Below are 19,443 nucleotides of genomic sequence, written 5' to 3'. Positions count from 1 at the left end.
TTACCATGAATGTTTAAAGTTTGGAGGATTAAAAATGACTATTATACAAACACAGGATCTTAAAAAGGATTACGGTTCGAAAGGAATGAAGTTTCAAGCACTCAACGGCATAAATCTCGAGGTTGAAAAAGGTGAATTTCTAGCAATAATGGGGCCCTCCGGCTCAGGAAAAACCACTCTTCTAAATTTGCTCTCAACAATTGACAAGCCCACATCCGGCAAGGTTATATTTGAAGGAACAGATCTATTTAAAATAAAAAGTGAAGAACTGGCACGTTTTAGAAGGGATAAAATAGGCTTTGTATTTCAGGATTTCAATCTTCTGGATAACATGACTGTAATGGATAATATTGCACTCCCTCTTGCCTTGAACCGGGTTCATCATAAGAAAATAATCTCAAAGGTAAAAGAATTAGCTGCTTTCTTCGATATTGAAGAACAATTGCCGAAACGCCCATATCAGCTTTCGGGAGGACAAAAACAGAGGGCTGCTGCCGCAAGGGCATTGATTATGAATCCTTCAGTAATTTTTGCCGATGAGCCTACAGGTGCTCTGGATTCCAAATCGTCTGCGGGAATACTCGAATGTTTCAGAAGACTCAACGAGGAATATGGGACGACTATCATAATGGTTACACATGATGCTTTTGCAGCCAGCTATTGCAGCAGGATTATGTTTTTAAAGGATGGGGCCATTCATGCCAGAATCGATAAAACAAGGGACAGAAAGGAATTATTCCATCAGATTCTTGACATGCTTGGAGCTATGGGAGGTGCAAATTCAAATGAACTCCTTTAGTATTGCTATAAAGATGTTTAAATCAAATCTCAGATCCTACGGTTTTTATCTAGCCGTAATGGTATTTTCGGTAGCTGTATATTACGACTTTATGGTGCTCAAATACAGCCCTGACTTTCTAAAAGCACGTGATGCTATCCAATCAGCACAAATAGCATCATCTGTAACTTCCTTCATAATGGTGATATTCCTTTTTTTCTTCATTTGGTACTCCAGTTCATTCTTTCTAAAGCAGAGAAAAAAAGAAATTGCTATTTATACCCTTATGGGCATCAGTACAAAGAAAATAGGTCGCATTTTTGCCATTGAAAGCCTTTTTTCAGGGTTAGCGTCCATAGTTGCGGGACTTGGTGTCGGAATTTTGTTTTCCAGGTTGTTTCTGATGACTGTAGCCAAAGTTTCTCTCCTAAACGTATCAATCGGCTTTGTAATTCCCCTTAAGGGTATTAAGGAGTTGCTTATTGTATTTGGAGCAATATTCTTATTAACATCTTTAAACAGCTTTATATCCATCTCCAGAAGCAAACTTATTGATTTGCTAAAGGACTCGTCAAAAGATGAATCTGAACCAAAATTAAAACTTGTCAGGGCCATCTTTTCAATAGTTCTTATTGCAATTGGATACCGTCTCAGCAAAAACCTTCTGATGGAGCTTTTTGTAGTTATACTGGTGGTTATAGGTACCTACTGGTTGTTTGGAGCACTGCTCCCTGCCATTACCAAATACCTGTCTGGTAACAAAAGTATTCTTTATAAAGGAGTACGTCTGATAAGCATAAGCAATATCTCCTTCAGAATCAAGGCAAACTATAGAAGTCTTGCAATGCTGGCGATAATGACCGCCACGACAATATCTGCCTTTGGAACCTCACTGACCCTGAAATACTATGTGGAAGAAACACGATATATTAATTTTCCCTACTCATTCTCTTATGTTGAAAGCGATAATAAAATCAATGACAAGGTTATCAATGAGATTAATTCCTCAAGACATACGCTCCTACTCAACGAAAATATTGATTATATTAAAGTTAAAACAAAAATCAATAAAGGTATTGTGACCGGAACGAATATTATGACTGTAATAAAATATTCGGATTTTGACAATCTCACAAAAAAGCTAAAGGAATATTACCCCGACAAAATACCTTTTTATTATCCGGTATCAGACAATGAGGCACTTTTAGCAAGGGCTTCAGGAACAATAACCTTGAATTTGTATTCCGAAGAAGGGGTACAATGCTTATTGGAAAACAAAGAAGATGCAAAACATTCCGGGAATAGTGGTTATAAAATTGCTAAAACTTTAAAAACACCTCTGTTTGGCAACGGTTCAATCGGTCTTAGTGACTGTCTTATAGTTTCAGATCGGCAATATGAGAAGTTATCCGTAGGACATAAACCTGAGACCTTTAACGGCCTGATTGTTTCTGATGCTGAGAAATCTCAGGAATTATCGGACAAGATTAGTAAACTACTGCCACAAAACGCACTATTTTCAAGCTATGTATTAAATTACGAGGGGCTTTATTCCTTTATGGGCTTGTTCTACTTTCTGGGCTCATTTATGTCAATAGTATTTATTCTTGCGACAGGAAGTATAATGTATTTTAAAATATTGAGTGAGGGTCTTGCCGACAAGGAAAAATACGAAATACTTAAAAAAATAGGCATGACAAGAAAAGAAATTCATCAATCAGTTTCCATGCAGGTAGGCTTGTCTCTGATACTGCCCCTGATAATAGGTATTATTCACAGTCTCTTTGCAATTGATGTACTGAGAGGGGTTATGGGCCTCAGTCTCACTGTTCCGGCCCTAAAGGCAATTATCACCTTTGTGGTGTTCTATGGGATATTTTATGTTGTCACTACAAGAAAATTTATGAAGATGATTTATTAATAAACGAGCCAAAAGCCCTGTTCCTCTCTATGGGGAACAGGGCTTTTGGCGTTTAAAATTGTATTGGCCGATATCACGTAAGCTGATTAAAATTACATAGGGCTGTTAAAAAACATCTATGTTCCTTGTGCAGTAAGTACCGTAATCGGTGCAGAACCACTGGGAACTGTTTCGTCCTTTTTTTCTACCAGATCAATATCAAATACTGCCTTCATAACTTCACTGATATTTTCAACCGGTATAACGTCGATATCCATATCTTCGAATATCTCCTGATAATTATCTTTTGGAATAAACACCTTTTTTATACCTGCGGCTTTAGCAGCATCTACTTTAGCCACAACGCCCCCAACAGGCTTTACTTTTCCCTTGATTGATATTTCCCCTGTCATTGCCAATTCTCCGCTTACAGGTATATTTTTGACCGCAGAATATACTGCTGTTGCTATAGCAATTCCTGCAGAAGGTCCATCAATAGGAATACCTCCGGGAAAGTTCAAATGTATTTCGTAATTCTTAAAGTCAACATCCATATATTTTCTTAAAACAGTTAATACGTTTTCAACTGAAGCTTTGGCTGAACTTGTCCTTTTGAGCTTATGGCCCCTGTTATCCATTTCTTCTTCTTCAACAATGCCTGTTATTCTTATATTTCCTGTTCCACTTGCAACCGGTATTGCCGTAACCTCAACATCTATAACCATTCCGGTACTGTCTCCGAAGACAGCCAGCCCGTTGATACAACCTATCTGATTTACAGGGCTGACTTTCTTATCAAGTCTGGGGCTGTAGTGACCGAACTCTATAACCCATTCTATGTCTTTTATATCAATAGTGCTCCTGTTCTCTATCATGGAAACACCACCGGCTATTTGAATAATATTGACTGCATCTCTTCCATTTTGAGCGTATCTTGACACCAACTCGCTGCATCCGGGTTTCAGTTCAAAGCCTCCTTTGATTGCTGCATTTTCGCATATTTTGCATATTTCATCTGAACGTAAGGAACGGAAATGTATTTCAACACATCTTGACCTTATTGCTGCAGGTATCTCATCAGGAGTTCTTGTTGTAGCTCCTACCAGTCTGAAATCAGCAGGCAGACCCTTTTGGAAAATATCATGTATATGAGAGGGTATATTGCTATCCTCGGCGCTATAATAAGCACTCTCAAGGTATACCTTCCTATCCTCAAGAACTTTAAGCAGCTTGTTCATTTGAATGGAATGAAGTTCCCCTATCTCATCAATAAAAAGGATTCCGCCATGTGCCTTTGTAACGGCTCCCTGCTTTGGCTGAGGTATCCCTGCTACACCGTATGCACCTGCTCCCTGATATATCGGGTCATGTACTGAGCCTATTAACGGGTCTGCAATCCCTCTTTCGTCAAATCTCAATGTTGTAGCATCCATTTCTATGAACTTTGCTTCTTTTCTGAAAGGCGACATGCTGTTCTTTTTAGCTTCTTCTAGTATTACCCTTGCAGCCGCAGTTTTACCTACTCCGGGAGGGCCGTATATAATTATGTGCTGTGGATTTGTTCCGCACAAAGCAGCTCTGAGTGCCTTTAGCCCCTGCTCCTGTCCTACTATGTCTGATAAGGTTGCAGGCCTTGTCTTTTCCGACAAAGGTTCTGTAAGATGAATATCCCTCATTCTTCTTAACTTTTCCAGCTCTTTTTTGGATTCCTTTTCTATAGCACTTTTATTACCTTGCTGGTTCTTCAGAAGAGATAAAAAATATATTCCGATAATAACTGAGAAGAAGAACTGTATAATAAACAAAGTTGTCGTAAACATCATATCCTCCTTAAACTTGGATAAATTCCTATAAAGATATTATTGGCAACAAGTTTTATTTTATCCAAAAAATATGGAAAATGTGAAAATAAAAAAACAGGGTGTATATGTTCATTAAACACATACATCCTGCCTGTTTTTTAATAAGAATGGACTAGGAAACTGATTCCTTCTTAACTCTTGTTTTTTTGGCTCCCGCTTTTTTTAGCGATTTGCGGTTTTCATTGAGAATCATTTCAGGTTCTGAATGTTCCGCAATCACTTCCTTCCCTATAATGCACTTCTCCACATTAGTCATTGAAGGAATGTCATACATAACTCCCATCATTGCTTCTTCCAGAATGGCACGCAGTCCTCGTGCTCCGGTGTTTCGCTCTATTGCTTTTTCAGCAATAAGCTCCAAAGCCTCATCCTGTATTTCAAGTATAACATCGTCCATTTCAAAGAGCTTCTGATACTGCTTTACCAAAGCGTTCTTTGGTTCGGTAAGTATTTGAACAAGAGCATTTTTATCAAGAGACTGAAGAGTTACAACTATTGGAAGTCTTCCTACGAACTCAGGTATAAGCCCAAATTTCAGCAAATCCTGAGGAAGTATGTCTTTCAATAATTGTCCAACATCCTTGTCCTTGTTGCTTTCAATTTTTGCACCAAAGCCTAATGATTTCTTACCTATTCTATTTTGTATTATCTTGTCTATTCCGTCAAAAGCACCACCGCATATAAACAAAATATTAGTAGTGTCTATTTGTATAAACTCCTGATGGGGGTGCTTCCTTCCACCCTGTGGTGGTACTGAAGCAAGTGTTCCTTCCAAAATCTTCAAGAGCGCCTGCTGAACACCTTCACCGCTGACATCCCTTGTTATGGAGGGATTCTCTGATTTTCTTGCAATCTTGTCTATTTCATCAATGTAGATAATTCCCTTTTCAGCCTTTTCAATGTCATAATCCGCAGCCTGTATAAGCCTTAAAAGGATATTTTCTACATCTTCACCTACGTAGCCTGCTTCAGTGAGAGAAGTAGCATCGGCTATTGCAAAAGGAACATTGAGTATCTTAGCAAGTGTTTGAGCAAGAAAAGTTTTTCCGCTACCGGTAGGGCCCAGCATAACTATGTTACTCTTCTGAAGTTCTATATCAGAGGTCTTCACATCGCTGTTTATTCTCTTATAGTGGTTGTAAACAGCCACCGAAAGAGACCTTTTAGCCGTATCCTGACCAACTACATACTGGTCGAGAATTTCCTTTATCTCTTTTGGTTTCGGTATCTCGCTAACTTCTGCATCAACCTTTGTGTCTTCAAATTCTTCTTCTATAATTTCGGAACACAGCTCGATACACTCGTCACAGATATATACACCCGGTCCTGCAACCAGCCGTTTAACCTGCTCCTGAGATTTCCCACAAAAAGAGCACTTTAACTGCTTCTTCTCATCATATCTGGTCATCATTGCACCTCAATTATTTTCTTCTAACCATAATATCATCAATAATACCGTAGGCCTTAGCATCATCAGCAGACATAAAGAAGTCTCTCTCAGTGTCTCTCTCTATCTTATCAAGAGGTTGACCTGTTCTTTCGCTTAGTATCTTATTGAGCTTATCTCTGGTTCTAAGTATATTCTCTGCATGAATCTTAATATCTGTAGCCTGACCTTTTGCTCCTCCAAGAGGCTGGTGAATCATGATTTCACTGTTTGGTAGTGCAAATCTTTTTCCCTTTTCTCCTGCGGCTAACAGGAAAGCACCCATACTTGCTGCCATTCCCATACATATAGTTGATACATCGCACTTTACATACTGCATAGTATCATATATTGCAAAACCTGATGCTACTGACCCCCCAGGGCTGTTTATATAAAACTGTATATCCTTATCAGGGTCCTGAGCTTCAAGATAAAGCATTTGTGCAACAACCAAACTGGCCGTAGCGTCATTAACCTCATCACTTAATACAATAATCCTGTCATTTAATAGTCTCGAAAATATATCGTATGATCTCTCACCACGATTAGTTTGTTCAACAACCATAGGTACTAAACTCATATGCATACCTCCCTTATTTAATATATGTTTAGTTATTATTGATGGAACCTTAACAATGGTATTTATATAATGATACCCATTTTACCAACAATTAAATAACACAAATTAGTTAAATTTTGCGTTATCTGTTAAAATCTTGATTGTCTTTCTGAATGCGATATCATTCTTTACGTATTCAAGGTCTTCCGGTCTCAATGTCTTTTTAAGCTCTTCAGCAGGTTGCTTATATGCTTCTGCTGTCTTTGTGATTTCTTCTTCTACGTCTGCATCGGTTGCTTCAACATTTTCAACCTTGCTGATCTTTTCAACTACCAGCTGAATCTTAACTTCATTTGCAGCTCTTTCTCTGAACTGTTCTCTGAAGCCTTCAAAATCAGTTCCCATAATTTCCAGATATCTCTGAAGGTCAAGTCCCTGATAACGGAGTCTCATATCAAAATCTCTTGCCATGGCGTCAATATGCTTTTCAACCATAACGTTTGGTACATCAACAGTTGCATTTCCAACAACAGCTTGGATTACGCTTTCTTCATTATCGCGTTCCGCTTTGTTTTTTGCACTTTCTTCAAGTTTATTTCTCAAGTCCTTCTTATATTCTTCAAGAGTGTCAAACTCGCTTATATCCTTGGCAAATTCATCATCAACCGTAGGCAATTCCTTTACTTTTATTTCCTTAACTAATACTTTGAATAATGCTTCTTTACCATTCAAATCTTCTTTGCCGTATTCTTCAGGGAAAGTTACCTTTACATCAACATCATCGGCAATATTCTTTCCGATAAGCTGGTCTTCAAAGCCTGGAATAAATGTTCCTGAACCTATAACAAGGCTGTAGTCCTCACCTTTTCCGCCTTCGAAAGGAACTGAATCAATAAAGCCTTCAAAGTCGATTACCGCTGTGTCGCCTGATTGTATAGGTCTGTCAGTTACAGAAACAAGACGTGCATTCTTTTCAACAACCTTGTTGAATTCATTTTCAACATCTTCATCAGTTACGTTAGCTTCAGCCTTTTTAACCTCTACGCCCATGTAAGCTCCAAGCTCAACTTCAGGCTTAACAGTAACCTTTGCAGTAAAGATCAGGTTCTCCTTGTTTCCTATTTGTACTATATCAATTTCAGGTCTGTCTACTGGATGAATATTGTTCTCTTCTATAGCATTATCATATGCTTCTGAGCATACAATATTTATTGCATCATCATAAAGTGCCTGTTCGCCGTAATAACGTTCAATGATATTTCTTGGAGCTTTACCTTTTCTGAAGCCCGGTACATTGAACTTCTTTACATTTTTCAAGTATGATTGCTGCATTCCCTCTTCAAATTTAGCTGCATCAACTTCTATCTCAAGCTGTACAACATTCTTTTCAACATTTTCAACTTTTACTTTCATTTAACAAACTTCCTCCCGGTATTTAGTTTTATTTTTATTAATTTTATCCGTCATTTACGTAGGCTGCAATAACTGCCGCACAATTATGTTACCTCTAATTCCCTAACACTCTAAAAATTAACCACTCAATTATACCACAAACAATATTACAATTCCAAGTGTAACCTTAATTATATGTTAAATTTTAAACTTTCGCTTATATCAGCCTTTTCAACGCTTTTTTTGTTTGGGAAAACCTATATGATTTTAAATGGTTTAAAGTTCAAATAATCTGCTGAAACAAGTTTTAAATCGATACCTTCATACTCTCCTTCGATTGCCCCTTTTATACCTTCGCCATGCAAATGACCGTAGTAACACTCTTTTATTTCGTATTTCTTCATTATATCAATAAATCCTGTCATAGGACTTTTGACAGTAACCGGAGGATAATGCATAAATACCAGCATATGTGAAAGTTCCAGCTTTAAAGCTGCCTTGACGGATAACTCCAGTCGTTCTATTTCCCTCTTGTATATTTTCTCATCATCTTTTTTAAAATCGTCTTCTCCGGGGCCCTTCCATCCCCTCGTACCGCATACCGCAACTCCTTCCAATTCAAAGGCATTGTTATGCATAAAAGATATGGTACTCAAGTTGTTCTCTGATAGATATTTATTAAGCTTTGACGAAGTAGTCCACCAATAATCATGATTTCCCTTGGAAATTACTTTTTTCCCCGGTAAATCCTCTATAAACCTGAAATCCTCATAAGCGCTGTCTATATAGGTGGCCCAAGAAACATCACCGGGAATAATTACAGTGTCATTATCAGAAACATTGCCTATCCAGTTTTCTTTAAGCTTTTCCATATAGTTTGACCATCTGCCACCAAATACATCCATTGGCTTGTCTATTCCCAAGGCAAGATGAAGGTCTGCTATCGTAAAAATTGACATATAAACTTTTCTCTTTCCTATTTAATTAAAATATTCATAAATCTTTTTTGCTATTTTCTCGCTTATACCATCTACTTCCTGCAATTGTGTAATATCTGCTTTTTTAATAGCCGCAACTGATTTAAAATGCCTGATAAGGGCTTTTTTACGGGTTTGGCCTATACCCTCTATTTCATCAAGCTCTGATTTGACGTAACGTTTTTCCCTGAGTTTTCTGTTATATTCTACGGCAACTCTGTGAGTCTCATCCTGTATTTCCGTAATCAGCCTTAACAAAGGCATATTTGCCGCTAAATCATACTCATTTCCCATGTAAACAAGTGACTTTGTACGGTGTCTGTCGTCTTTGGCCATACCTGCTATTTTAAAACTATAGCCAAGTTCCTCAACAACCTGTCTGGCTGCATTCACATGGTTTAAGCCTCCATCCACAAGTATTAAGTCCGGCAATTTTGAGAATTTGGCATTTTCAGCAGCCTCTTCCTTTTCACGCTTTGCACGGTTTAACCTTCTGAACAAAGTCTCCTGCATACTTCCATAATCGTTTTGCTGCTCTATGGACTTCATTTTGAATTTTCTGTACTCCTGACGGGCAGGCCTTCCATTTTCAAATACTACCATAGAGGCTACTATTTCCGATGAGCCCGTGTTGGATATATCATAAGATTCAATCCTTGCCGGAGCCTCCTCCAGTCCTAACAGTTTTACCAACTGAGACATTCCTTCCGCAGGCACTGTACCTTCCCTGCTTTGACGTTCTCTGTGAAGCTTTAATGTAATTTCAGCGTTCTCCGATACCATATGAACAAGCTTTACCAAGTCCCCTCTTTGAGGCACCCTTAAAGCCACTTTAAAGCCTCTCTTTTCACTAAGCCATTTTGATATAGTCTCACTGTCATCTATTTCACTCTGAAGCACTATTTCCGAAGGAACATACTGAACTGTAGTGTAAAACTGCTTTATAAAGGTTGAAAGGGAATATCTCTTATCCTCGTTAGCTTCCCCTTCAAATATAAAATGCTCCCTGCCAATAACTCTACCATTTCTTACAAAAAACACCTGTACACAGAGGTCTGTGGAATCTGCGTAATAACCTATTATATCCCTGTCCTCCAAATCTGTAGATAATACCTTCTGAGATTCCGAGAGTTGCTTTATGCTTGATATTTTATTTCGCAGTTGTGCCGCCTTCTCAAAGTCTAACTGTTCTGCAGCACTTTCCATTTGTACACGAATATCATTTATTATTTCGTCATACTGTCCGCCTAAAAATCTGCATATTTTCTTCATCATTTCCCTGTATTCATCCCTGTTTACCCCACCTTGACAGGGAGCCAAGCACTGCTTCATGTGGTAGTTCAGGCAGGGACGGGTTTTGCCTATATCCCTGGGCAAATTTTTATTACAGGTTTTAAGAGGAAACAGTTTTTTTAAAGTATCTATGGTATCATTAACCGCAAAACCGCTGGAGTAAGGGCCAAAATATCTGGCACCGTCCTTTTCAACTCTTCTGGTCTTCAGAATTCTGGGGTATTCCTCATTTAAAGTTACCTTTATATATGGATAATGTTTATCATCTTTAAGGAGGATGTTATATTTGGGCTTGTACTTTTTTATTAGATTACATTCAAGCATAAGCGCTTCTACTTCCGAGTCAACTACAATATACTCAAATTCGCTGACCTTGGAAACCATTGCCTGAACCTTGGGAGGGTGGTTTGCAGACTGCTGGAAGTACTGTCTTACCCGGTTTTTGAGTACAACAGCCTTACCTACATATATAACCACTCCGTTGGCATCCTTCATTATATATACACCTGATTTATCGGGTAACTTTTTCAGTTCTTCCTGAATATCAAACAATTATCTCACCTCTTCATATGCTTGTTTTGGCTTTAATTAAACACAATGCCGCTTGTATCACGCTTTTTAAGCGGGAGCAGAAGCGGCATATAGGACAAAAAGCTGTGACCTCAATATCCTAAGCCACAGCCGTAAATCATATCAAAAAAATTAAAATTTATGGTTTGTCTCTAAAATCCAACAGTAAAATATTCTGATATTTCATCTGCTGCTTTTTTTTCATCTTCTCCGTCAGTAATTATTGTAATGGCAGCGTTCCTTTCAACTCCCAGTGAAAGCAACCCTAAAAGGCTTTTAGCATTTGCTCTTCTCTCACCCTTTTCCAACCATATGCTGGAACTATAACCGGATACTTTCTGAACAAGCAACGCCGCAGCTTTGGAATCCAATCCTGCAGGGCAGTTTATTGTAACTTTAGTAGATATCATCCTTGTGCTCCCCCATTTTTTTATAAACTCGCCAATATATCATCTATTATACAAAAAACAACCTATAAAATCAAATAGGTCATTTTTTATTTGTAGCAATCGTTTTCTTTCCAAAACCGGTATCAATAATTGTACCTATTCCCAAAAATGCCATTGAGTATTGCAGTATTATAAAACAGATTCCATATATTAGCATAGCCGTATAGGAGCCGCTTGGTATCAGTATTAAGGGAACTATTTTAAGGATGCTTACAAGTATTTGACCTACTAAAAACTGAAGATAAATTGTTGTCCTATCATAATTTTCTTTAAAAATTAATGTCCCGACGAAAATACTGGCAACTATATCAGCGAACATAAGGAACAGTACGTAAAATATGGGAGCAACCATCAAGAATAAAAGAAATATTACGATAATTGTAAATCCTATAACTACCAGGCCGCCCATTATCATACGTCTGGAGATTCCTTTACTCATCTTATAGGACATAACACGGTATCTTCCGGGAAATATACTTATTAGTATGAGTCCAGCAGCAAGTGTTATTAACGACAATATAATAAGGCCGTTTATAATTATTCCGTTTGATTTAAACATTGATATAATATCAACGTCTATATTAACTTTCGTACCGTTTATTATTACATCGTTATCATTTTTTAGTTTTCCAAGGGATACAACATTTCCCTGTATTAAAGATTTATCCTTAATATAAACATCACCAAAAACCGAAACAATATCTCCGCCTATCATGCCGTTTATAGAAGCTTTTCCGAAGACAACTATTACACTTCCGTTTATATTGGTCTCGATATCTGCATCTCCAATAACAACGGTAACATTTCCCATACTATGCTGTGTTATTAACTTATCCTCAAAAAATACCAACTTATTTGAAAAGTCGAACTGTGATGCCGATGCTATGCAGGGTATAAATAGTATGAACAACAGTGAAACTAAAATTGCCTTGATCTTTCTGCTCATTGTGCTCCTCCATTACCCGCTTTTACCATTCGGATAAAAAGTCCTTGTGTTACGAGCAGTAAAATACCCAGTATCATATATGCATAATAGTATGTTTTGTAAATCGAAGCGGTAACACCAACAACAGCTATGGCTAAACCCTTAATCATACTTACGGCTGCTGATAAAAAGTCCCTGACCATCTCCAATGTCAGGTGAGTCTGCTGTATTAATCCGATAGGCTTGTTTAATACTTCCCACATTATACTTCCAAAAACAATTATAAATATCAGGGAAACAGCCATTAATAATATATTATAAACAAAAACATTGTCGTTTTTTTGCTTTTGGTACATATAAGCTTCTTTTTCGATCCTGTTCAGGACTTGAAGTTCAAAGTCTTCAGGAGGTTCCAGAAACTCTGTATCCTGTTCGATTTCGGTAAATATCTCCTGCATATTAGTGAATTCTTCCGAACATTTCTCACAATTTTTGAGGTGCTGTTTCAGCTTTGCCTGCTCAATATCATTTAAGTCTTTGTCAAAATATCTCATCATATAGTTTTGTGATTCGTTACAGTTCATAATACCTCCTCCTTTCTTGCACTCTCAAGCTTTTCCTTCAACATTAGCCTCGCTCTGTAAAGGCGGTTTTTTATAATTGACATAGGTTCGTTTAATATCTTTGTCATTTCTTCATATGACATTCCTCGGTTATGAAAAAGTACTATTAATATTTTATACTTTTCCGGCAGTTCATCTATGGCCTTTTTTATCAATTGAGATCTTTGATGCTTTATAACTGCTTCTTCAGGTGTATCAACCCCACTTGAAACTCCGATTGCATCGTCCAGCGTAACAGTGTCCTGTTTTTTCTTTCTGAGGGTATCCAGACATAAATTGGAGGTGATTTTTACAATCCATGTAGACATTTTAAACTCCGGATTGTATTTATCAAGGGAACGGTAAAGCCTTATAAAAACCTCCTGACATACATCATGTACCTCTTCCTTGTCCGATATCATTTTATATACAACGCTGTAGACCAGCTTCTTATATCTGGTAACTATTTCCTCAAACGCACTACTATCTCCATTCACGCACTGAGACACCAGCTCTGCATCCGTAAGTGCCAAGAGTTGATTCACCCCCTAGTAGAATATCATCTTAAAGGTTTAATTTATCTTTCCCCAAAAAAGTTAATACAATAGTTACGTAAAGAATTCAAATATGTCTGAATTATATTTATCTCTTTATGTTTCTTTTTCCTCCTGATGATGATACTGTAGCGGCAAATCTTCTCAATTTTTCATTTACCAGGTAATTTATGGTATCGCTTTTGTATTCTCCATTCTTACCTTTTTCACCTGCTTTTTTGCCTGTCAATATTTCAATTCCCTGATCAATGGTTTCAACAGGGTATATATGAAATAATTTTTTCTTTACGGCATCTATTACTTCGTCCTTTAAAACAAGATTCTTTACATTCTGGCAAGGTATAATTACTCCCTGCTCACCTGTCAAGCCTCTGAGTTTACAAAGTTCAAAAAACCCTTCTATTTTATATCTTACACCGCCTACAGGCTGTATTTCACCTTTCTGGTTAACAGACCCGGTTACTGCTATTGATTGCTTTATGGGTACTTCCGCCAAACTGGATAATATTGCGTATAACTCGGCACTTGATGCACTGTCTCCGTCAACGCCTCCATACATTTGTTCAAAGCAAAGGCTTGCCGTAAGTGAAAGCGGAAATTCCTGTGCATATTTTTGACCTATATATCCGCTTAATATGAGAACGCCCTTACTGTGAGAGGTTCCGCTTAAATCAACTTCCCTTTCAACGTTGACTATCCCACTTTCTCCAATGTAGGTTGACGCAGTTATTCTGGAAGGCTTTCCAAAGGAATAATCTCCCATATCCATGACCGTAAGTCCGTTAATCTGACCAATTTCACTGCCTTCGGTGTCTACCATTATTGTTCCCTCATTGAGCATTTCCAAAAGCTTTTTATCCAAACGGTCACATCTGTAAGCTTTTTCTGAAATAGCCTGCTGAACGTGCTTTGCTTTTACAAGCTTTGCACCGTCATCCTCTGCCCACATACATGATTCACAAAGTATTTCAACTATTTCATTAAACCTTGTAGACAGCTTGTTTTTATCCTCTACTAGCCCTGAAGCATATTCAACTACCTTGGCTACACCTGATTTATCAAAATGAAGTGTATTCTCTTTTTTACAGAAGCCGCTTATGAATTGAGCCAGCTTTAATATATTTTCATCATTTCTTTCCATTTCCTCATCAAAGTCTACTTTGACTTTAAATAGCTTTCTGAAATCTTCCTCGTATTCATACAGCAACTCATAAATGGTAGTACTCCCAACTAATATTACTTTGAGATCTACAGGTATGGGTTGGGGCTTAATTGCTGTAACAGCCACTACACCTGTTTGATCCTTCATGTTCTCTATTATTATTTTCTTTGTTTTCAATACTCTGTTTATAGCCTCATATGCCTGTGGATTGCCGAGAACATCTTTCGCTTGCAGTATGAGATATCCTCCGTTTGCAACATGAAATAATCCGGGCTTTATTTTTGTATAGTCAGTTGATACAGAGCCAAACTCATTTTCATATTCAATTTTTCCTATGAGGTTGGAATATGTAGGATTGGAATCCAGAATTACCGGAGCTCCTTTTAGGGTGCTATTATCAACCAATACATTTACCTTATATTTTGTAATGGACGTTTCCGGCTTTTGCATCCAAGGAATAACCAGCTGTTGCTGTTCTTCAGAAACTTCTTCTTCCTTGAAGTCGTCCAGATTATCAAGAATGTCCTTCTGTACCTCTTCAAGGTACTTTTGTATTACTTCAAATTTTCTGTATTTTTCCTTTAAATCATCTATATGTACGCCCAGTGCCAGTAAAGCGATTTTATTTTCCCATTCCGACACCTTCTTCTCTGTTTCCTTGTCATTGTTTTTCAGCTTTCTTATTATATCCAGTGTTTCCTGCTGAAGAATATTTGTTTTTTGGTTTATTTCATCTTTTGTTTCCTCATCCAGACTGCTGAATTCTTCCTCACTGATGGTTCTTCCTTCTATGATAGGCAGAAAGTATATTCCGGAGCTGCCTGTATTAACCTTGAAACCATGCTCTTCAGCATCTTTGCTCAGTTTATCAAGGAGCTCGTCTTTCTTGTCCTCGTACTCATCCATTATTTCTGATTTTTCTTTTTCGTACTGATCATTGTCAAAGGCATTGACTATTTCCTGTTTTATTATTTTTGTAAATTCGTCCATGTCTTGCTGAAACTGCTTTCCTGTTCCGGCTGGAAGGTTTATAGCCAAAGGCTGATTAGGCTGACTGAAATTGTATATGTAGCACCAATCATCAGGTATCTTCTGATTTGCGGCAGTTTCATTTAATATTTGTTTGGCAAAACTTGTTTTTCCTGTTCCTGTAGGCCCTGACATATATATATTGTAGCCTCTCATTTTCATCTTGAGACCGAATTTCATAGCCTTTGAAGCTCTTTCCTGACCTATAATGCCTTCATAGGTTTCTAACTGTGATGTGCTCTTAAATGGTAATGATTCAAGTTTACATCTGTTGTCAAGATCTTGATATGAAAGCTCTTTTAGCTTTGTCATGTTTAACCTCCGCTTTGCATTTTTATGTTTAAAGCTGATATTTCTAGATACCGTGTTTCCACATTATCAGTGCATCCTCTCCGGTATCCGAATAATAACCTTTGCGAATGCCCTCCGGTTTAAAACCATATTTGCAGTACAGATTTTGGGCTGCAACATTGCTTTTCCGAACCTCAAGGGTAAGGCTTTTTACCCCTTTTCCCTCCGATGTTTCAAGTATTTTCTCTATTATGCCCGAGGCTGCCCCACAGCGTCGGAATTCAGGGTGTACGGCAATATTGGTTATGTGTCCCTCATCAAATATTTTCCACATACCTCCATATCCGATAACCTGCTCATTACACAACGCTACAAAATATACGGCCATATCATTAGTAGTTATCTCATCCACAAATGCCTGTCTTGACCAGGGTATTTTAAAACTGAGATTTTCTACAACCATCACTCCGTCTATATGGCCAGCTGTCATTTCCTTTATTTCAAATTTGTTAATCATCTGATTTTACCTTTTGATTCTCTCTTTCTCGTTCAGCCTGGGATTTTCTCAAATAAAAAGGTACCATATCATAGCAGCTTTCCAGTTTTCCTTCCCTATAGGCCTTTCCCGCCAGTATGGCTACTGATGATGCTTTTGCCAGCGCTGTGCCGGGAGGTGCAATCTTTACTCTATTACCCAGTTCACTCACAAAGTAGTCCCTGTGCATAATGCAGGCATCTCCCAGAAAGACTGTATCTCCTTCCATACTCCTTAATACATCGGCCAATTCTTTAACGGGTATTCCCATGTAGTCGGTTAGCCTTTCAAGTTTATTCCCTATAAATCTATATATGGCGGTAAACACCTGATTGTTACGTGCATCTATCATGGGACAAATAAGATTTTCTGCAAATGGGATATTATACGCCAGTGCATCAAGGGTGTGTACACTTATTACAGGCTTTTCTGCCGCAAATGCCATTGCCTTTACTGTTGTAACTCCTATTCGCAGGCCTGTAAAGGAACCCGGCCCTATTGACGCAGAAAAGGCGTCAATATCACTTACAGTCAGCCCCACTGTTTCCATAAGGTGCTGTACCATGGGCATAAGCCTCTGTGAATGTGTTTTTCCCCGATTGCAGTTATATTCTCCTATTATTGTATCGTCTTCTAATATTGCAGCTGACGCAACATTTGTTGAAGTGTCCACAGCAAGTATTCTCATATTAGCCTCCGCTTAAATCCTGTAGTCGGAATACCGACTGCCTATAAATTCTATTGTTATTTCTCTTACATCCAATCCCTTTTGAAGATTTTTCGCTATAGTAACACGTATTATATCCGGCGGAAGAATTTCTGCTATCTGCTCTCCCCACTCAATCACCGTCACACCGCCATTACTTAAATATTCCTCGAAACCAATATCAAACATCTCATCCGGGTCGGCAATCCTGTACACATCGAAGTGATATAACGGCAGTCTTCCTTCATATTCATTTACCAAATTGAATGTAGGGCTGGTTATATAGGCGTCTATTCCCAAAGCTTTTGCTATACCGTTGGTCAAAGCGGTTTTTCCCGTTCCCAGATCCCCTGACAGCCAGATAACATCGCCGGGTTTAAGAATATTACCTAGCTTTAGTCCTGCTTCAACTGTTTCTTCAAAGGAATGTGTTTCAAGTTTATTCATCCTGTTTCCTTTCATAAATTACAACACCGTTTATTATAGTCTTCTGTACGGTGGTTTTCAATTCCAACGGATTTCCGTTAAATATAACGATGTCGGCATCCTTTCCTTTTTCTATAGAACCTACTCGTTCACTGATACCTGTTATTTCTGCAGCATTTATTGTTATTGCCTTTAAGGCTTCTTTTTCATCCATACCTTCACGGGCGGCGATTGCGGCACACAGACACAAATGATGTTCGGGAACACAAGGGTGATCGGTCATTATTGCAACCTTTAACCCTGCTTTTGAAAGAATCCCCGGTGTTTTCAGGTTTTGGTTTCTCAATTCTATTTTTGATCTGTCGGTAAGCATTGGCCCTATAATCACAGGAAGTCCTGCTTCTGCCAGAATGTCTTTTATAAGATAACCTTCCGTACAGTGGTCAAGTGTAATATCTACATCAAATTCTTTAGCTATCCTGATAGCCGTTATTATGTCATCGGCTCTATGTGCATGAGCTTTCAAAGGTATCTGCCTGTTTAATACCTGAAGCAATGCTTCCATCTTAAAGTCAAACTCAGGCTTATCATATTCTTCAGGGTCTTTTTTATATTCTTCACAAAGTTCCCTATATTCTTTTGCCTTAAACAGACTTTCACGAAGTATTGCAGCAGTAGCCATTCTGGTCATAGGTGCCTGATGTTTTTCGTTATACACTGTTTTTGGATTTTCTCCGAATGCCACCTTCATTGCTACAGGATGCTTTATAACCATCTCATCTACACATCGCCCGTAAGTTTTCAGAGCAGCAAACTGTCCGCCTATTACGTTAGCACTGCCCGGACCGGTAACAACAGTTGTCACACCGCTTTCATAAGCTTCCACAAAAGACCTGTCTGCGTGGTAAATAGCATCTATTGCTCTTAATTGCGGTGTTACCGGATCAGTGGACTCGTTTCCGTCGTCACCTTCAAAGCCAACTGCATCCTCCCACATTCCAATATGGCTGTGAGGGTCTATAAAGCCCGGTAATACGTAGCCTCCGTTTGCATCTATCCTCTTTGTATCCGGCATCAGTTGTTCTTTAACCTCTGATATATCCTTTCCTACAGCTATTATTTTATCATTATCAATAAGCACGTATCCATTTTCATAATCTGTATCTGACATTGTTACTACTTTGCCGTTATATATTAAAAGCATTTTTACCTCCACATTTTATCCTAAACAAAACCCTTTATTTTTAACATCCTAATTTTATTATATTATGGCATCAAAAACAATATAATAAATGGTTAGTTTGTGCTCAGCCCCTACGGTTCATGCACCATGCAGGGAATTTTATGTGATATATTTTTTTAAAATGAATATAAATGTCTATAGATACTTGTTCAGGCAGTTTCACAGAAGGAAGTGACATTAATGGAAGAGTTATCAAAATTTCATACTGTACGAGGATACCAGCTTTTAATGCAGAATAAAAATCTCCTCACCTCCTCAATGGAAGATTATCTTGAAATGATATACAGAAACAGCCTGACAGAGGGCTATATGAGAATTAATACCATTTCTGAGCTTCTTAATGTAGCAGCTCCCTCTGCAACTAAGATGGTTCAAAAGCTAAGTAAGATTGGATTGTTGCAATATAAAAAGTATGGAATTATTTTCCTGACTGATAATGGTCGTGAGCTTGGTAAGTTTTTGTTGGATAGACACAATATTATAGAAAGCTTTCTAAAGAATCTTGGGGCAGATGAAGATGTTCTCGTTGAAACAGAATTGGTGGAACACAGTATTTCTGCCGGAACCTTATCAACATTAAATATGTTTAACAAATTTCTGTTATTAAATCCGGATTTGATTCAAAAATTCCGGGATTTCTGTAAACAAGAGATCGGTTAAAAAGTTTTTAATTCAGCTGCTTTGTGACTTAATCGCAAAGCAGCTTTTTAATTTTTGTACCCATATGTAACACTTTTATATAATGATACATATTTTAGATTAGG

At 37.9% G+C, this 19,443-nt stretch carries 18 protein-coding genes; 3 read left to right on the top strand and 15 right to left on the bottom strand.

All coding sequences use genetic code 11. The features are described from left to right. The first annotated feature begins 34 nt into the window (after window positions 1–34). Both CLO1100_RS02495 and CLO1100_RS02490 read left to right on the top strand, forming a co-directional pair. Window positions 35–799: an ABC transporter ATP-binding protein gene (locus tag CLO1100_RS02495; RefSeq protein ID WP_014312175.1), complete on the top strand. Its 765-nt coding sequence runs from the start codon at window positions 35–37 to the stop codon at window positions 797–799. Further along, on the top strand, window positions 786–2,699 hold the full coding sequence (locus tag CLO1100_RS02490; RefSeq protein ID WP_014312174.1) for an FtsX-like permease family protein: 1,914 nt from the start codon (window positions 786–788) through the stop codon (window positions 2,697–2,699). The genes CLO1100_RS02495 and CLO1100_RS02490 overlap by 14 nt, the downstream gene beginning before the upstream one ends. A gap of 116 nt (window positions 2,700–2,815) precedes the next feature. On the opposite strand, the gene lonB is transcribed toward CLO1100_RS02490, so the two are convergent. The 15 genes from lonB to CLO1100_RS02415 all read right to left on the bottom strand — a co-directional run bounded on the left by lonB (window position 2,816) and on the right by CLO1100_RS02415 (window position 18,640). Continuing rightward, entirely contained in the window at window positions 2,816–4,498 is a 1,683-nt protein-coding gene (gene lonB / locus CLO1100_RS02485; protein ID WP_014312173.1) for an ATP-dependent protease LonB, read from the bottom strand. 154 nt (window positions 4,499–4,652) lie between these two features. Then, window positions 4,653–5,948: an ATP-dependent Clp protease ATP-binding subunit ClpX gene (gene clpX, locus CLO1100_RS02480; protein WP_014312172.1), complete on the bottom strand. Its 1,296-nt coding sequence runs from the start codon at window positions 5,946–5,948 to the stop codon at window positions 4,653–4,655. A 13-nt stretch (window positions 5,949–5,961) separates the two neighbouring features. Beyond that, on the bottom strand, window positions 5,962–6,546 hold the full coding sequence (clpP, locus tag CLO1100_RS02475; protein ID WP_004620762.1) for an ATP-dependent Clp endopeptidase proteolytic subunit ClpP: 585 nt from the start codon (window positions 6,544–6,546) through the stop codon (window positions 5,962–5,964). Window positions 6,547–6,651: 105 nt separating this feature from the next. Beyond that, window positions 6,652–7,938: a trigger factor gene (gene tig / locus CLO1100_RS02470; RefSeq protein ID WP_014312171.1), complete on the bottom strand. Its 1,287-nt coding sequence runs from the start codon at window positions 7,936–7,938 to the stop codon at window positions 6,652–6,654. Between the two features lie 236 nt (window positions 7,939–8,174). Then, complete coding sequence (locus CLO1100_RS02465; RefSeq protein WP_014312170.1) at window positions 8,175–8,876, bottom strand: metallophosphoesterase; 702 nt, start codon at window positions 8,874–8,876, stop codon at window positions 8,175–8,177. Window positions 8,877–8,897: 21 nt separating this feature from the next. Next, on the bottom strand, window positions 8,898–10,739 hold the full coding sequence (uvrC, locus tag CLO1100_RS02460; protein ID WP_014312169.1) for an excinuclease ABC subunit UvrC: 1,842 nt from the start codon (window positions 10,737–10,739) through the stop codon (window positions 8,898–8,900). Window positions 10,740–10,909: 170 nt separating this feature from the next. Then, a complete protein-coding gene (locus CLO1100_RS02455) occupies window positions 10,910–11,167 on the bottom strand; it encodes an HPr family phosphocarrier protein (protein WP_014312168.1) in 258 nt (85 codons plus the stop codon). A gap of 79 nt (window positions 11,168–11,246) precedes the next feature. Beyond that, complete coding sequence (locus CLO1100_RS02450; protein ID WP_014312167.1) at window positions 11,247–12,152, bottom strand: hypothetical protein; 906 nt, start codon at window positions 12,150–12,152, stop codon at window positions 11,247–11,249. Further along, on the bottom strand, window positions 12,149–12,715 hold the full coding sequence (locus tag CLO1100_RS02445) for a zf-HC2 domain-containing protein (protein WP_014312166.1): 567 nt from the start codon (window positions 12,713–12,715) through the stop codon (window positions 12,149–12,151). The genes CLO1100_RS02450 and CLO1100_RS02445 overlap by 4 nt, the downstream gene beginning before the upstream one ends. Further along, on the bottom strand, window positions 12,712–13,266 hold the full coding sequence (locus tag CLO1100_RS02440) for a sigma-70 family RNA polymerase sigma factor (RefSeq protein WP_014312165.1): 555 nt from the start codon (window positions 13,264–13,266) through the stop codon (window positions 12,712–12,714). The genes CLO1100_RS02445 and CLO1100_RS02440 overlap by 4 nt, the downstream gene beginning before the upstream one ends. A 109-nt stretch (window positions 13,267–13,375) precedes the next feature. Next, window positions 13,376–15,790, bottom strand: coding sequence for an ATP-binding protein (locus CLO1100_RS02435; protein ID WP_014312164.1), 2,415 nt, complete (start codon window positions 15,788–15,790; stop codon window positions 13,376–13,378). A gap of 43 nt (window positions 15,791–15,833) precedes the next feature. Further along, entirely contained in the window at window positions 15,834–16,286 is a 453-nt protein-coding gene (rimI, locus tag CLO1100_RS02430; protein WP_014312163.1) for a ribosomal protein S18-alanine N-acetyltransferase, read from the bottom strand. Continuing rightward, window positions 16,279–16,992: a tRNA (adenosine(37)-N6)-threonylcarbamoyltransferase complex dimerization subunit type 1 TsaB gene (tsaB, locus tag CLO1100_RS02425; RefSeq protein ID WP_014312162.1), complete on the bottom strand. Its 714-nt coding sequence runs from the start codon at window positions 16,990–16,992 to the stop codon at window positions 16,279–16,281. The genes rimI and tsaB overlap by 8 nt, the downstream gene beginning before the upstream one ends. Window positions 16,993–17,004: 12 nt before the next feature. Beyond that, the gene (gene tsaE, locus CLO1100_RS02420; RefSeq protein ID WP_014312161.1) at window positions 17,005–17,457 is read right to left on the bottom strand and encodes a tRNA (adenosine(37)-N6)-threonylcarbamoyltransferase complex ATPase subunit type 1 TsaE; all 453 of its coding nucleotides are present in this window, start codon (window positions 17,455–17,457) and stop codon (window positions 17,005–17,007) included. Beyond that, window positions 17,450–18,640, bottom strand: coding sequence for an amidohydrolase (locus tag CLO1100_RS02415; protein ID WP_014312160.1), 1,191 nt, complete (start codon window positions 18,638–18,640; stop codon window positions 17,450–17,452). The genes tsaE and CLO1100_RS02415 overlap by 8 nt, the downstream gene beginning before the upstream one ends. 219 nt (window positions 18,641–18,859) lie before the next feature. Here CLO1100_RS02415 and CLO1100_RS02410 point away from each other — a divergent pair, with 219 nt between their 5' ends. Continuing rightward, window positions 18,860–19,339 carry an iron dependent repressor, metal binding and dimerization domain protein gene (locus CLO1100_RS02410; RefSeq protein WP_014312159.1) on the top strand — a complete coding sequence of 160 codons (480 nt, stop codon included), beginning with the start codon at window positions 18,860–18,862 and terminating at the stop codon, window positions 19,337–19,339. Window positions 19,340–19,443 lie beyond the last annotated feature (104 nt).

The sequence above is a fragment of the Clostridium sp. BNL1100 genome, assembly GCF_000244875.1.
Taxonomy (GTDB): Bacteria; Bacillota; Clostridia; order Acetivibrionales; family DSM-1351; genus Ruminiclostridium.
This window is presented reverse-complemented; position numbering and strand designations above follow the sequence as displayed.